Origin of the sequence: Clostridium sardiniense (genome assembly GCF_019753795.1) — a bacterium.
GTDB lineage: Bacteria > Bacillota > Clostridia > Clostridiales > Clostridiaceae > Clostridium > Clostridium sardiniense.
The window spans coordinates 97,180-112,058 of record NZ_JAIKTU010000005.1; the positions used below are offsets into that span (position 1 = coordinate 97,180).

17 protein-coding genes are annotated in these 14,879 nt (G+C 29.7%); 5 read left to right on the top strand and 12 right to left on the bottom strand.

Annotated features, from left to right (window positions below):
• Window positions 1-2: 2 nt before the first annotated feature.
• The 3 genes from K5V21_RS07180 to K5V21_RS07190 form a co-directional block, all read right to left on the bottom strand.
• Window positions 3-308, bottom strand: a complete 306-nt coding sequence (locus tag K5V21_RS07180; RefSeq protein WP_221860358.1) for a hypothetical protein — start codon at window positions 306-308, stop codon at window positions 3-5.
• 15 nt (window positions 309-323) lie between these two features.
• A complete protein-coding gene (locus K5V21_RS07185; protein ID WP_221860360.1) occupies window positions 324-665 on the bottom strand; it encodes a hypothetical protein in 342 nt (113 codons plus the stop codon).
• Window positions 666-810: 145 nt separating this feature from the next.
• Window positions 811-1,143, bottom strand: coding sequence for a hypothetical protein (locus K5V21_RS07190; RefSeq protein ID WP_204594723.1), 333 nt, complete (start codon window positions 1,141-1,143; stop codon window positions 811-813).
• Window positions 1,144-1,388: 245 nt separating this feature from the next.
• On the opposite strand from K5V21_RS07190, the gene K5V21_RS07195 reads away from it, so the two are divergent.
• From K5V21_RS07195 to K5V21_RS07210, 4 genes are all read left to right on the top strand, one after another.
• The gene (locus K5V21_RS07195; protein WP_204594724.1) at window positions 1,389-1,613 is read left to right on the top strand and encodes a PspC domain-containing protein; all 225 of its coding nucleotides are present in this window, start codon (window positions 1,389-1,391) and stop codon (window positions 1,611-1,613) included.
• Between the two features lie 278 nt (window positions 1,614-1,891).
• Window positions 1,892-2,482: an ECF transporter S component gene (locus K5V21_RS07200; protein ID WP_204594725.1), complete on the top strand. Its 591-nt coding sequence runs from the start codon at window positions 1,892-1,894 to the stop codon at window positions 2,480-2,482.
• 61 nt (window positions 2,483-2,543) lie between these two features.
• Entirely contained in the window at window positions 2,544-3,512 is a 969-nt protein-coding gene (locus K5V21_RS07205) for a P1 family peptidase (RefSeq protein WP_221860362.1), read from the top strand.
• Between the two features lie 207 nt (window positions 3,513-3,719).
• On the top strand, window positions 3,720-3,914 hold the full coding sequence (locus tag K5V21_RS07210; protein ID WP_204594727.1) for an alpha/beta-type small acid-soluble spore protein: 195 nt from the start codon (window positions 3,720-3,722) through the stop codon (window positions 3,912-3,914).
• 59 nt (window positions 3,915-3,973) lie between these two features.
• On the opposite strand, the gene K5V21_RS07215 is transcribed toward K5V21_RS07210, so the two are convergent.
• The 4 genes from K5V21_RS07215 to K5V21_RS07230 all read right to left on the bottom strand — a co-directional run bounded on the left by K5V21_RS07215 (window position 3,974) and on the right by K5V21_RS07230 (window position 8,304).
• Window positions 3,974-4,645, bottom strand: a complete 672-nt coding sequence (locus K5V21_RS07215) for an ABC transporter ATP-binding protein (RefSeq protein ID WP_221860365.1) — start codon at window positions 4,643-4,645, stop codon at window positions 3,974-3,976.
• Between the two features lie 11 nt (window positions 4,646-4,656).
• Window positions 4,657-6,132, bottom strand: a complete 1,476-nt coding sequence (locus K5V21_RS07220) for an ABC transporter permease (RefSeq protein ID WP_221860367.1) — start codon at window positions 6,130-6,132, stop codon at window positions 4,657-4,659.
• Between the two features lie 89 nt (window positions 6,133-6,221).
• Entirely contained in the window at window positions 6,222-7,658 is a 1,437-nt protein-coding gene (locus tag K5V21_RS07225; RefSeq protein ID WP_221860369.1) for a sensor histidine kinase, read from the bottom strand.
• Complete coding sequence (locus K5V21_RS07230; protein WP_221860371.1) at window positions 7,642-8,304, bottom strand: response regulator transcription factor; 663 nt, start codon at window positions 8,302-8,304, stop codon at window positions 7,642-7,644. The genes K5V21_RS07225 and K5V21_RS07230 overlap by 17 nt, the downstream gene beginning before the upstream one ends.
• A 180-nt stretch (window positions 8,305-8,484) precedes the next feature.
• On the opposite strand from K5V21_RS07230, the gene K5V21_RS07235 reads away from it, so the two are divergent.
• Complete coding sequence (locus tag K5V21_RS07235) at window positions 8,485-9,642, top strand: AI-2E family transporter (RefSeq protein ID WP_221860373.1); 1,158 nt, start codon at window positions 8,485-8,487, stop codon at window positions 9,640-9,642.
• Between the two features lie 113 nt (window positions 9,643-9,755).
• On the opposite strand, the gene K5V21_RS07240 is transcribed toward K5V21_RS07235, so the two are convergent.
• From K5V21_RS07240 to K5V21_RS07260, 5 genes are all read right to left on the bottom strand, one after another.
• The gene (locus K5V21_RS07240; protein WP_221860375.1) at window positions 9,756-10,034 is read right to left on the bottom strand and encodes a NifU family protein; all 279 of its coding nucleotides are present in this window, start codon (window positions 10,032-10,034) and stop codon (window positions 9,756-9,758) included.
• Window positions 10,035-10,049: 15 nt separating this feature from the next.
• The gene (locus K5V21_RS07245) at window positions 10,050-10,685 is read right to left on the bottom strand and encodes a nitroreductase family protein (protein WP_221860377.1); all 636 of its coding nucleotides are present in this window, start codon (window positions 10,683-10,685) and stop codon (window positions 10,050-10,052) included.
• Between the two features lie 116 nt (window positions 10,686-10,801).
• Window positions 10,802-11,920, bottom strand: a complete 1,119-nt coding sequence (locus K5V21_RS07250) for a 4-hydroxybutyrate dehydrogenase (RefSeq protein ID WP_221860379.1) — start codon at window positions 11,918-11,920, stop codon at window positions 10,802-10,804.
• 28 nt (window positions 11,921-11,948) lie between these two features.
• Complete coding sequence (locus K5V21_RS07255) at window positions 11,949-13,319, bottom strand: aldehyde dehydrogenase family protein (RefSeq protein WP_221860381.1); 1,371 nt, start codon at window positions 13,317-13,319, stop codon at window positions 11,949-11,951.
• A 36-nt stretch (window positions 13,320-13,355) separates the two neighbouring features.
• A complete protein-coding gene (locus K5V21_RS07260; protein WP_245000675.1) occupies window positions 13,356-14,879 on the bottom strand; it encodes an acetyl-CoA hydrolase/transferase family protein in 1,524 nt (507 codons plus the stop codon).

Below are 14,879 nucleotides of genomic sequence, written 5' to 3' on the forward strand. Positions count from 1 at the left end.
ATTCACATCCTTTTATTATTTATAAAGGCTTCTCTTATAACCTCATTTCTTTTTAACCTTATCCATTCATACATTATTAATGAATCTATTATTTTATTGCATTCTTTAAATATATCTAATGTCATTTCCTCGCTAATTTTTGAATTCTCAGCTAACATCTTAATAGATATTTTTATCTTCTCTATTTCTAATCTTAAAAGTTCTAGCATAGAATCTTCACTAATTGAACTTTTATATAGCTCTTCTAATTTATTTTTATTGTCATTATCTATAGAATTCACTTTCTCACCTTCTGTTAAATTATTCATATACTTCTTAAGTCCTTAATCTAGTAAAGTCTCCTCTTCTACAGAATATACTTTAGAGTACATCTCTAAGATATCCTCCAACTTAAATTGAAGTAACATTTGATTACTAATTACATTTCTTAATGTCTTATCTAAAGATTTATTTACATCATTTATATCTTTTAAAGTAAAGCCAGAATTCTCCTTTTCTTCCTCTTTTAATGTTTCTAAAATATATTGCATCTTCTCTGCTTGGACATTAATTATATTACTAAGTCCCATATCCTCCATAGCAACTGATGCTATAATCATATTTAATGCTTCTTCTGTACTTATATTAATTTGTGGATTCATATTTGGTATATTAGGCATAGACATGTCACTTCACCTCCTAATATATTTATATATTTTACTTTTCATAATAATTCCTATTTATTACAAATAAAAAGTGAGGAATATAACCCCTCACTTTTTTAGATATTATTATGTTCTATTTAATGTTAATTATATAAATATAACTTATTTATTTTATATTTTTTTCTGGTAGAAACTCTTTCAACTCTTCTAATTTAAGTTGTAATAATAATTGATTTCTTATTACATTTTTAAGTGTTAAGTTTAATGCTTTATTAGTATTTAATAAATCTTCAACTCTAACACCTCTAGGCTGTGGTATAGGATTTCCATCTCCATCTAATAATGTACCTAATAAATATTGTATCTTCTCCCCTTCCACATTAATTATATGACTTAGTCCAATCTCTTCCATCCCAATTGAAGCAAGCATTAAATTTAATGCTTTTTCTCTATCAAAATCTACTTGCGAATTTAAATCCGGTATCTTAGGTAATGACATAAACTTTTCACCTCATAAAAATTTAGCATTTCATTTATATGTTATTCTAAAAATAAATATTTGTTACTACTGTCTATGTTGCAAGATATAAATCTTAAAATCTTCTTATAAACTCTATCAAATCTTAAAAAATACTAAATATTGTATTTTTTCAAAATCATCTTATTGTAATGTTAATTAAAGTAGCATATACTAATTTTATCTTAATTCAATTTTTATAAATATTTATTGGAGGAATACTATAAATGAAAAGATTATACAAAGTTCCAGGGCACGGTAAAATAAGTGGTATATGCCAAGGGTTATCTGAATACCTTAATGTTGATGTAACAATAATAAGACTTTTATGGATTGTCTTAGCTTTCATTTCTTGTGGTACTGCTATTTTCGGTTATATAGCCTGCATATTCATAATTCCTAATAAAGAAGATGTAATAAATAATGACAACAACAATTTCACAAAATATTAAGGTCAAGAAATTGATCTTTTTTACAAAACTAAATTATCAGAATTTTTTGAATATAATTACTTTCTATGAGTAAGACTACTTATTTCCTCACTCTCTCTTTTTCGACAAAAATATATCGATAAATTTTTAACAATATCTATTGCAACCCTATATACTTCATTGTAAAATATAAACTGTCGGTATTCTTTTACAGAAACTGAACGCAAAAATCAAAAATTTATCAATTGTTTTTTGCCGAATTATATCCTAAATGGGGGAATAAGAACGGAGGTTACAAAATGGAAAGAAGTACAACAAAAAAAGTTTTAGGTCTTCGCCAAATGGTAATTGTAGGTATGCTATCAGGTATATCAATATTTATGGGGTTAACAGGACTTGGATTTATTCCACTTCCATTCATGAAGGCAACCATAATGCACATACCAGTTATAATTGGTGCAATAGTTGAAGGACCTATAGTAGGGGCATTAGTCGGAGGAGTATTTGGATTATTTTCAATGTATCAAGCATTTACAGCTCCAGGCCCAACATCATTTGTATTCTATAATCCAATAGTTGCAATTGTTCCAAGAGTTTTAATTGCAATTGTTGCATACTATGTTTATAGAGCACTAAAAAACAAATTTAAGAAAGATTCGTTACCAATAGGTATAGCTGCAGTACTTGCAACATTAACTAATACTGTAGGTGTTTTAGGATTAACCTATGTTTTTTACTTAGAAAAATATTCACATGCTTTAGGTATAGCACCTTCTGCAACAGGGGCAGCACTTGCAACTGTTGGAGTTACAAATGGTATTCCAGAGGCCATATTATCAGCCGTAATTACAATACCAGTAGTTGCTACACTTAGAAAGATTAAAAAATAATAAATTCACGCTCCTATATTTTTTATAGGGGCTTTTAATATATAATGGAGGTTTTAAATTTATGAAAGAAATAAAATTTACTGATATAGATAATATAAGACTTGGTCATGCACAAAATGAAGAAGGTTGTACTGGGTGCTCTGTAGTTATATGTGAAGAAGGCGCAACAGGAGGAGTCGACGTGCGTGGTGGTGCACCTGGAACTCGTGAAACTGATCTTTTAGATCCCTCTGAAATGATTGAAAAAATTCATGCAGTTATTCTATCTGGAGGAAGTGCCTTTGGCCTTGATGCTTCATCTGGTGTTATGAAATATCTTGAAGAGAAAGAGGTCGGCTTTGATGTTAAGGTTGCCAAGGTTCCTATAGTATGTTCAGCAGTACTTTTTGATTTAGCTTTTGGTGATCCAACTATACGTCCTAATAAAGAAATGGGATATAAAGCTTGCTTAAATAGTGAAGCTTATAATGGTGATATAAATGGTAATATAGGTGCTGGCTATGGAGCAACTGTAGGAAAAATACTTGGACCTCAAACAGCTATGAAAGGTGGCCTTGGAACTTATGCTGTCCAAGTTGGAGATCTTAAAGTTGGTGCTATAGTTGCTGTAAATTGTTTAGGTGATGTTGTTGATCCTAAAAATTTAGAAATTATTGCAGGCGCTTTAAATAAAGAAACTAATGAATTTTTAAATAGTGAAGAAATTTTAATAAATAATATAAAAACACCAAGTGACCCTTTTAAAGGTAACACTACTATCGGATTAATAGTAACTAATGCTAAGTTTACAAAAGCTCAAGCAAAAAAGATTTCTTCAATGGCTCATAATGGATTTGCAAGAACTATGAGACCAGCTCATACAATGTTTGATGGTGATACAATATTTACTATGGCGACTAATAAAGTTGAGGCTGATGTAACAACTGTTGGTATGCTTGCAGCTAATGTTATGGAAAAAGCTATATTAAGAGCTATAAAAGAAGCAAATACTTTAAATGGAGTTATATCTTTTAATGATTTAAAAAAATAGAATAATATTTCATTAAGACGCTAATAATAGGAAGGTTCCTGTTTAATTACAAATGTTGATATACACATTTTTTCCTTATGTCTAATTACTTTCCAATATTGGTTATAATATTATAGTTTATAAAAAGTAAACTGACGCAAACTATGAGTGTAAAGTAAAACAAACAAACTTTACGAAATATTTATAAGATATAAGGAGGAATGAACCATGGGAAGAAGTTCATCAACAAAATTAGTTCCAGAAGCTAAAGAAGGATTAGCAAAATTCAGAAATGAAGTAGCTAATGAAATGGGAGTTCCATTCACTGACTACAACGGAGACTTATCTTCAAAACAATGCGGAAGCGTTGGTGGAGAAATGGTTAAGAGAATGGTTGAACAATACGAAAACAAAATCAAATAATCTCTTAATTAAATAAAAAAAATGGTAGAATTAATTTTCTACCATTTTTTTATTATAAGCTATAATATTTTTATCAATTTTTTATCTGACAATTTATATGTTTCATCTGAACTTTTAGCAATATCGTTATTATGAGTAACCATAATTAAGCACTTATTTTCTTCTTTCACAATATCTCTAAATAGCTTAATTATGTCATTTGATGTTTTTTTATCTAAATTACCTGTTGGTTCATCAGCTATTATTATTCCAGTTTCTGAAACTAATGTCCTTGCAATTGCTACTCTTTGTTGCTGCCCTCCACTAAGAGTTAATACCTTTTGATCTGCCTGTTCTTCTGTAAGACCTACCTTTTTTAACATATCTAAAGCTCTAGCTTTCTTATTATCAACCTTTAACCCTTTTATAGAAATAGCTGAAATTACATTTTGTAGTGCAGTCATATAAGTAAGTAAATTATAGCCTTGGAATATTATTGATACATACCTATTTCTATACTTAGTAAGACCTATTTTCTTTATACTTTTATCCTTGTATAATATTTCACCACCTTTATTCTTATCTAGACCGGATATAAGAGATAAAAATGTAGTTTTTCCACTACCTGATGGTCCAATTACAGTATAAAATTTCCCATTCTCAAAATTTACACTTAAATCCTCTATTATTTTGTTATCATTATCATACCAATATGATACGTTTTTTAATTCTAATATTTTTTCATAATTCATTTACTTCACCTCTAATCATGCTTACTTAAAATTTCTTTTGGTTGTAATCTCATTATTCCAATTGAAGGAATCATAACACCTATAAATGATATTAGTATTGCAAGTCCGCACATTTTTGCATAGTCATCTCCTGAAACGCTAACATCCAATGAATCTATTGTCTCTACTTTAGATTTATTATATCTACCTTCTCCTCTTTCTTTCATATCACCTCCTCCAGATGCACTCATGTCTGGTACTCCTTGCATACCTTGCATTCCAGGCATACCATAATTACTATTCTGTTCAACTGTGGTTTCCTTTGCAAGAAGCACATTACCTATTTCTTCACTTATAGAATTACCTAGTATAGCTGATGTTCCAAAGGCTAATGCTAATATAATAAGTATCTCAACTCCAAATTGTGCTATTATCTTAAGCTTCTTCTCTCCTAGGGATAAAAGAATACCTATTTCATTTCTTCTTTCCTTTATTGAAAGCATAATTATAAGGCCTAATATCACAGCTCCAGCAATTGATACAATAATTACTGTCATCTTAGCAAACGATGCTATATTCTCTATAGGTCCCATCATTGTTTCATAGGCTCTGCTATTCGCATCTAAAGTATATGTGTTAAAATCTATATCAAGTTTTTTACCTTTTTCTAAGAATGACTCTACATTTATAGGATCATTTAAATAAAATTGCGCGTTATCAACTTTATCTTTATAATCTGTTCCTTTTAAAGTATTAGAAACTGTATATGGTACATAAATTTTATTATATGGATTCATTGCTTCATTTCTCATAGCTCCTTCTGATATTTCTGAGCTATTTTGATATATACCAATTATCTTAAGTTCTACTGTTTTTGTGCTATCTTGAGTAGACTTAACCTTTATTTTGTCTCCTACTTTTAAGCTATTTTGATCTGCTAATGTCTTCTCAATGACAGCAACATTTTTATCCTTATCATCACTAGTAATACCACTTCCATCAACTAAAGTATCCTCCTCATTTATAAATGCACTTACATCTTTTAAATTTAAAATACCATCTAAAGTAACATCTCCCATTACTCTACTTTCTCTATTAGGATTCTTCATAAAACCTTGTTCTTCTTCATTGCTATTTGATTCTGTGCTAGTTATTGGAGTAAAGCCATCAGCAGTACCTTGAGTAGATGAAGTTACATTATAACTACTTATATTATCTAAGGTTAATACCTTATCTACATCCTCTAAAGATATTGGAGTTCTTTCTAATTTAAATCCTTTCTCTCCTCCTTCTTCTCTCATCTTTTCCTTAATCTTCTCCATATTAGGTGACAAAATGACTGTTGCACCAAGCTTTTGCCTTGCAAGTACTCCTGCTTTCTCCGTAGCACTTTGAATTGAAAATCCTGCTAATACAAATACACAAATAGATGTCATAACTAAAAATAGTATTGTCGACTTTCCAATTCTTTCTTTCACACTTAAAAATCCTCTAAATAAAAAATTCATGTTTTCCCCTCTCTCTTTGCAAGTTATGTACTTATCTTAAAGTACCAAACTGTAAGTAAAGTGAAGTCAACATGAATTCTATGTGAAGTTTACTGTTTATTTTTAAAATCTAAAAAAAACTTAAATTTTTCTCCTTGAGTATCTATGCCATAATTAATATCTCCATGAGTATCTAAAAGAGTTTTTACTATATACAATCCAAGTCCACTACCGCCTGTTTCTTTATTTCTAGATTTCTCTGCCCTATAGAAAGCTTTAAATAAAAGATCTGTTTCTATGTTATCTAAATTGTTTGCATAATTTATTATCTGAACTCTTCCATTTTTATTTATATCTACTTCTATGTCTTTATTGTCTAATGAATATTTTAAGCTGTTATTAATAAGATTTGATATAACCTTTTTTATTATATTTTTATCTCCTCTTATTTTTAACTTACCATATTCATTTAACTTTATATTTAAATTCCTCTCATTTTTAAAGTATTCATATCCTGAAATAATATCAATTATCAAATCATTTAATATAAACTCTTCGTAATTTAAATCTATGCTCTCTTCATATTTTGCAAGATTTATTATCTCTGAAACCAGAGTTCTAAGATCCGATACACTATCTAAGCTTTCTCTTAAATATTTATCCCTATCTTTATAAGGACCTATTTCATAAATCATTCCTTCTATTTGACCATTGATAACTGTTATAGGTGTTTTAAGTTCATGAGAAATTGCCTTTATAAAATCTCTTCTTCTTTTATCTTGAAGTTTTTCCTTCTCGATATCACTTACAAGTTTCTCATTAGCTTCTTTTAAACTAAATATTGTCTCTTCAAGGTTACTACTTATAGAATTTATACTATTTGATAATTCTGCAATTTCATCCTTTCCCTCATAAGGAAGCTTTTCATTAAAGTTTAATTTGGAGATCTTCTTAGCAACACTATTGATTTTAAGTAAAGGCTTACTAATTACAATTGAATATATATACTGTGATAAAACTCCTATTCCTATTGTTATTAAAATTATAGCGGGTAATATTCTAATCATTACCCTTCTCATATCATTTAAAAATTTAATTGGAACATTTGTTGTAATTATGCATTCTCTACCTATATCTTTAAAATAAAACTGCTTACTAACTTTTATATCATTTTGCTCATTAAACTTGTCATTAAAGAAGATATCTTTTCTTCCCTCTTCTTTAGGTGGCTTCCCAAAAATTCTATTTGAAGAATATACAATATCTCCATAAAGAGTTGTTATTAAAACCATACCTCCATTATCATAAGAATATTTATCTAAGATCTCTGTATAATCAATATTAGTATCATTTTTACTCTCTAATGTTGTAATTAACTCATTTGTCGAAGTTTTAACATTATTCTCTTTTATATCTAAATATATCATTGGAACAATTAAAAATAATATACTATATATAACTACCGATGTTATTAAAACTACTGTGCTAGATATTACAAATAGTTTTTTCTTAATCCCTATCTTATCCCATTTATTCCTTAAGTACATATCCAACACCCTTTACTGTCCCTATATAATCATACTCTATCTTCTTTCTTATATTCTTAATATGAGCATCGATTACCCTCATATCGCCATAATAATCATACCCCCACACTTTATCCATTAACATCTCTCTTGAAACTACATTAGGATACGACTTCATAAGTATATTAAGTATATTAAATTCTTTAAGGGTAAATTCTACTTCTTTATTATCAATATAAACCTTATATGTATTTAAATTTATATATAAATTCCCAAAGGATAATTCATCTTTTAAATCATTTGTTTTCTCACTTCTTCTAAGCACAGCTTCTACTCTCTTAATTAAAACATTAAAAGAAAATGGCTTAGTTATATAATCATCTGCCATAGCATCGAACCCTTTTATCTCATCTTCTGCTTCGCTAAGAGCTGTTAAAAATATTATTGGAACATCGCTTTCCTCTCTAATTAAATTACATAACCCATATCCATCAAGCTTTGGCATCATTATATCTAATATTACTAGATCATAATTATCCTCCTTAAATTTTGAATATCCAGATAATCCATCAAAAGAGCTATATACCTTATATCCCTCACTTTTTAAAAATTCAATAATAAGTTCATTTATTTTTATATCATCTTCTACAACTAATATCTTTTTCATAGTACCCTCCTTTTTGTTAATTTTATCATTATCTTATATATATTTATTAAACTTCACATAGATTTCACATTGAAATAACTCATTTTAATATATTGTTATAAAATGCTTAACCATGTATAATAACTCTTATACTAGTTAAGGATACTATATATCTTTAACAAATAATAAGGAGGTTTATTTTTGAAAAATATTAATACCAAGTTAAAGCCTTATATTCTACTTTCTACATATATAATAGTTTTAGCATATGTAGTTTTAAATATATCAACGGTTTGGACATTTTTTGGGAAGATACTTGGGATTCTTAGTCCATTCTTAACTGCTATTGGGATAGCTTTTGTTTTAAATATTCCAATGAGACTTTTAGAAGATAAAGTATTCTTTTTTATGGATAATTCAAAAAAATTTCCATTTTTAAAATCATTTAAAAGACCAATTTCTATTGTAGTTACACTTTTACTTGTTGTTGGCTTATTAGCTACTTTAATAACATTTATTATACCTCAACTTATAACTAGCGTTTCAACACTTATTGATAGTGTTCCATCATATGTTAAATCCTTTGAAGAATTAGTTACTAATAATCTTGGATCTATTGCAGGCTTTGATAAAATATGGTCCGATATAATAAATGCTTGGAAGGATATTTTTGGTTTTGCTAGTCAATTCTTAGGATTTACTATAAACCATATATTTAATTTAACTGTTAGTATAACATCAGGAGTAATTAATTTCTTCTTATCAATAGTTTTCGCCATTTATATGTTATCTAGTAAAGAACTCCTTATCTTCCAATGTAAAAAGTTTCTATATGCACATCTTAAGAAAAGACATGCAAATAAAATACTTAAAGTTGGACGTGTAGCAAATGAGACTTTCCAAAGATTTATTGGAGGTCAATGTACTGAAGCAGTTATAATCGGAACTCTTTGCTGTATTGGTATGCTTATATTAAGAATCCCTTATGCTCTTTTAATAGGATTTATAGTTGGTATCACAAGCTTAATCCCTATCTTTGGAGCATTTATAGGTACAATACCATCAGCTCTTATAATACTTATAATAAATCCAATAAAAGCAATTATATTTTTAATATTTATAATTGTTCTTCAACAGGTTGAGGGAAATCTAATTTATCCAAAGGTTGTTGGAAATTCTATAGGACTATCTGCAATTTGGGTAATGTTTGCAATGCTTGTTGGTGGAAGTTTACTTGGATTCTTAGGATTACTTCTTGGTATTCCTCTATTTGCAGTTATATATAAGCTCATTAGAGAGAATACAAATAAAAGAATATATAATAAAGGGCTTACCTTTGAAGATATAGATAATAAATAAAAAATAGAGTAGTTACAAAAATCAATTTGTAACTACTCTATTTTAATTTTTTTCTTAAGCTTTTCATTCAAGTTTATTTTTATAATACCCAATTCTGTAGAAATAGCTATTGATTATTTATTCTTACTAAGTATTTTCCTAGCCATGTCCAAAAGCTCCTCACTAACTTCATGAGTCGCTATAACCTCTTTTATCTCAGGAACTTCATTCTGTAATGTTGTCTGAACTACATGCTCAAGTGTAAACTTAGCAGATGGACAACCACTACATTGACCCAATAATTTAACAGTAACTACACCATCTTTAACATCTACTAATTCTATATCACCATTATGCTCTTTAAGAGCTGGTCTTACCTTTTCATTGATTATACTATTAACTCTATTATACATACTATAAAAACTCTCCTACTCTATTATTGTCATTATTTCTTCCAAAGGCTTTCTTGGCGGTCTCTTAAAATCAGTACTTAAAGGAACTCCAATTGGAGTCATTGCTATCAATGAATAATCTTCTTTTTCAAAGCCTATAACTGCATTTATCTCCTTAGCTGCATAATCTGGTCCTGTTATCCAACATGTTCCATACCCCATATTTGCTGCTGTAAGCATTATATTTTCTAAAGCAGCAGATACTCCCTGTATTCCAGGGGCAGTATTCCATAAATCTTTAATTTCTTCCTCAGGGGCACCACTTAATTTTAATTCTTCATATCCTGTTGGGGTATACTTCCTAGCATATACTAATATCAATGTTTGCGCACTCTTAAAAGTTAGCTGATATTTTATGCCATTTAAGAATTTATTCTTAATAGTTTCATCAGAGATTTTATCACATATATCTTTATTTTTCTTTTCAATAGCACTAGCTATCTTATCAACTTGATCTTTTCCCCTTAATATTACAAAGTGCCAATTTTGACTATTCTTACCTGAAGGAGCATAGGAACCAGCTTTAATTATTTCTTTTAAAGCATCTATTGAAACTTCCTCATCCTTAAATTTTCTAACGCTATGCCTATTATATATGTAACTATTATCCATAAAAACCTCCTTATTGTATACAATTTCATAGTTTTATTTTAACCTAATTAAATAAATAAAGAAATATATTTATTTATCAAAAAGGACTTCTCATTCTTGAGAAGTCCTCCAATAATTTAATATAAACTCTTATATATATCGCGAATTTCATCTCTAGAAAGTGGTACATAATTATTTGCTAAAAGTCGTTGTTGACCTGCTATAACATTGTCTGTAAAACTTTCTATTTCTTCTTCCTTCATTCCATATTCCTTAAGAGGTTTTCTCTCTAATAATTTATCAAGAAGCCTTGCAAGTTCAGCATATACATCAGCATCCTCACTAACACCTAGTGCATTTGCTAAAACTTTATTTATCTCTTTAATTTTTCCATCTGGATTCTTCTTGTTATATGTTCTAAATACCTCAACAAAGAATTGGTAGTTAGCTTCACCATGAGGAACATGATAAACTCCACCTAAAGGATAAGATAATGCATGAACAGCTCCGACCCCTGTATTTCCAAAGGCTATACCAGCATAGTTACTTCCAATAACAAAATCCTCTATTATTTCTGTTCTATGAGCTTCACCGTATTTTATTATTTCTTTATATCCTTTTATAATAAGATCTATTGCCTTAACACTGAATATTTCAGTGTAAGGATTAGATTTTGGTGATACATATGACTCAATAGCATGAATTAAAGCATCTATTGAACTTGTTACGAAGAATTTAAATGGAAGTCCCTTAACAAGCTCTGGAATTAATACAGCATATTCTGGATATAACTCATCTGTTGCAAGTCCCATTTTAGTATGCTTTGATTTTATTTCTGAGATAGATATGTTAGTAACTTCACTACCAGTACCACAAGTTGTTGGAACAATTATTAACTCTTTTTCCTTAACTATTGGCACAGTTTTTTCAAATAACTTAACACAATCTCCCTCATCCTTAAGTGCTAGAAGTTTAGAAATATCTATTATACTTCCTCCACCAATAGCAATTATTCTATTATAGTTCTTACCTCTCATCTCTTCCATTATTGCATTTATCATTTCATCAGATGGCTCTCCAAGTCCAAATCTTTCTTGGAATATAAAATCTGATTTTAAGTTAAGATCTTGCATAAATGGTGTATAAAGAAATTCATTTGTAAGAATTAAATCTCCTTCACCTATATTAAACTCTTTTGCGAACTCTTTAAAAGTATCAAATTTATGAAGTTCAGGTTGAACCTTTAGTACTCTCATATCTTAGACCTCCTTACCATTTAGTTTATTATGCCCAGATTTCCTCATCAGTTGGAACTTTAGCATCTTCAATAACTCTTCCAATTCTTGATACATTTATTAAGTGCTTGTAATCAAGGTTTTCTGATATTACATTGTTACCCCAAGTTCCACATCCTAATGTTGTAGTTGGTGCAAATCCATTAGTTAAAGATCCTCCAGCTGTTGTTGATGATGGTGCATTAACAACTAATCTACTTACTGTTAGATTAATTCCTGCCTTATCTATATTCTCTGGATTATTAGAATGAATAGCAGCTGAGTGTCCTTTTCCTTCTAAGTTTAGATTAGTTTGTGCAATCCTTATAGCATCATCAAATGTTTCATATTTAAATGAAGCCATTACAGGACACATTTTTTCCTTACATAAATCATCCTCTGCTCCGATTCCTTCAGCCTTTAATAATATAACCTTAGTTTCTTCTGGAACTTCAACTCCTGCAAGTTCTGCAACCTTTTGTACTGATTGTCCAACAACATCCTTATTTATATGTCCATTAACAAAGATTGTTTTTCTGAATTTATCTACAACTTCTGGATCATCTATATAGTAAGCTCCATTTGAAACTGCAGCTTTTATAACTTCATCATATTTATCAGCAGGTGCTATTATTGTTTGTTCTCCAGAACATATTATACCGTTATCAAATTTTCTTCCAGCTATTATTTTTGCAGTAGCATCTACAAAATCTACATCTCTATCAATAATAACTTGTACATTTCCTGCACCAACTCCATAAGAAGGTTTTCCACTTGAGTAAGCAGCCTTAACTACTCCCATTCCTCCAGTAGCAAGAACTACATCTACAGCCTTCATAAGTTCATTAGTCTTTTCTATAGATGACTCTCTTATTATTTGAATAGCATTTTCTGGACATTTAACTCCTTGGTCTTTTAGTGACTTCTTTATTAAATCTACTGTATAAGCACTACATTTTTCTGATCTTGGGTGAGGTGCTATTATTATTGCATTTCCACCTTTGATCGCAAACATTGAGTTACACATTGGAGTAACTATTGGATTAGTAGTTGGTGTTACTGCTGCTACAACTCCTACTGGTTTAGCAACCATAGTAAGAGCTTTCTTTGCATCTCTTTCTATAATACCAACAGTCTTTTTATCTCTTAAATTATTCCATATAGTCTTAGATTTCCCCTTATTTTTAGCTACCTTATCTTCATATACTCCCATTCTTGTTTCTTCAACAGCCATTTTAGCTAATTCTTCAGCATTATCATAAACAGTCTTTCCTATAACTTTAACTATAGCATCTAGCTCCTCTTGAGAATATGTAGCTAATTCAGCTTGCGCAACTCTTGCCTTTTCTACCATTTCTTCGATTAATTTTTTGTTATCCATATTAATTCCTCCTAAAATTCATTTTAATTTATTTTCTTAAGCTTCCATGTACTCTTCAGTTATCTTCATACTACCTGTGTCCATAAATCTAGAATGCCATGACAATGCTTCTTCTAGTATATGTGGAGTATGCTTTGCACCTCTTTCATTTGCTCTATTATAATAATCTAACAACATAGGTTTATAATCTGGATGGGCACAATTATTAATGATTTCTAATGCTCTCTCCTTTGGACTAAGCCCTCTTAAGTCTGCAATACCTTGTTCAGTTATTAAAACCATTACATCATGCTCTGTATGATCTACATGAGATACCATAGGAACAATTGATGATATAGCTCCTCTTTTTGCTGTTGAAGCTGTTGTGAATATTGTTATATAACTATTTCTAGCAAAATCTCCTGAACCACCTATACCATTCATCATTTTAGAGCCCATTATATGAGTAGAATTCACATTACCATAAATATCTACTTCTAGAGCTGTATTCATAGCAATAACTCCAAGTCTTCTAGCTACCTCTGGATTATTACTAATCTCTTCTGGTCTTAATATTATTTTATCTTTAAAGAAATCTATCTCTTTTAAGAATCTTTCAAATCCTTCTGGTGAAGGGCTAATAGCAGTTGTAGATATAATATTGGCCTTACCGCACCTTAATAAATCTAACATTGAATCTTGTACAACTTCTGTATAGCATGTAAGTCCTTTAAATTCAGATTCACACAATCCATAAAGTACAGCATTTGCAACACTTCCTACTCCTGATTGTAGTGGAAGTAAATTTTCTGGAAGTCTTCCTTCTTTAACTTCTTTTCTAAAAAACTTTAATATATTATCTGATATTTTTCTTGAAACCTCATCTGGTTCAGTAAGAGGTCTTGCCTTATCTTTCATATCAGTTTTTACTATTGCTACTATCTTATCTAACCCACATTCTATGTAAGGTTTACCTACTCTATCTCCTGTTTTATTTATAGGAATAGGTTTTCTATATGGTGGATTTTCATTGATATATATATCTGCCATCCCTTCAAGCTCCATTGGTTTAGCTGTATTAATTTCAACAATTACCTTATCTGCACTTTTAATGAATGCTGGAGTATTTCCAACTGCTGTTGTTGGGATTATATCCCCATCTTCAGTAATTGCTAATGCCTCTACAATAGCTAGGTCTACTTTTGGCAGAACTCCACAATTTAAATATTGTGTTGAATGGCTTAGATGCATATCTAAATACTCTACATTACCTGCATTAATTTCATTTCTTAATGTAGAATTTGTTTGATATGGCAATCTTTTATTTATTATTCCAGCCTCAGCCCATGCTCCATCAACCTCTGGGCCTAATGATGCACCAGAATATAAGGTTAATTTCATTTTTTCACCTGTTCTCTTTACCTTTTCTGCAAGTGTTAGTGGTACTATCTTTGGATAACCTGATGGTGTAAATCCACTTACTCCTATGACCATTCCATCTTTTATATAATCTGTTGCCTCCTCAGCGGATACAACTTTATTCAATAGTTCTTTGCTTCTGATTCGTTCCATATTAATCAT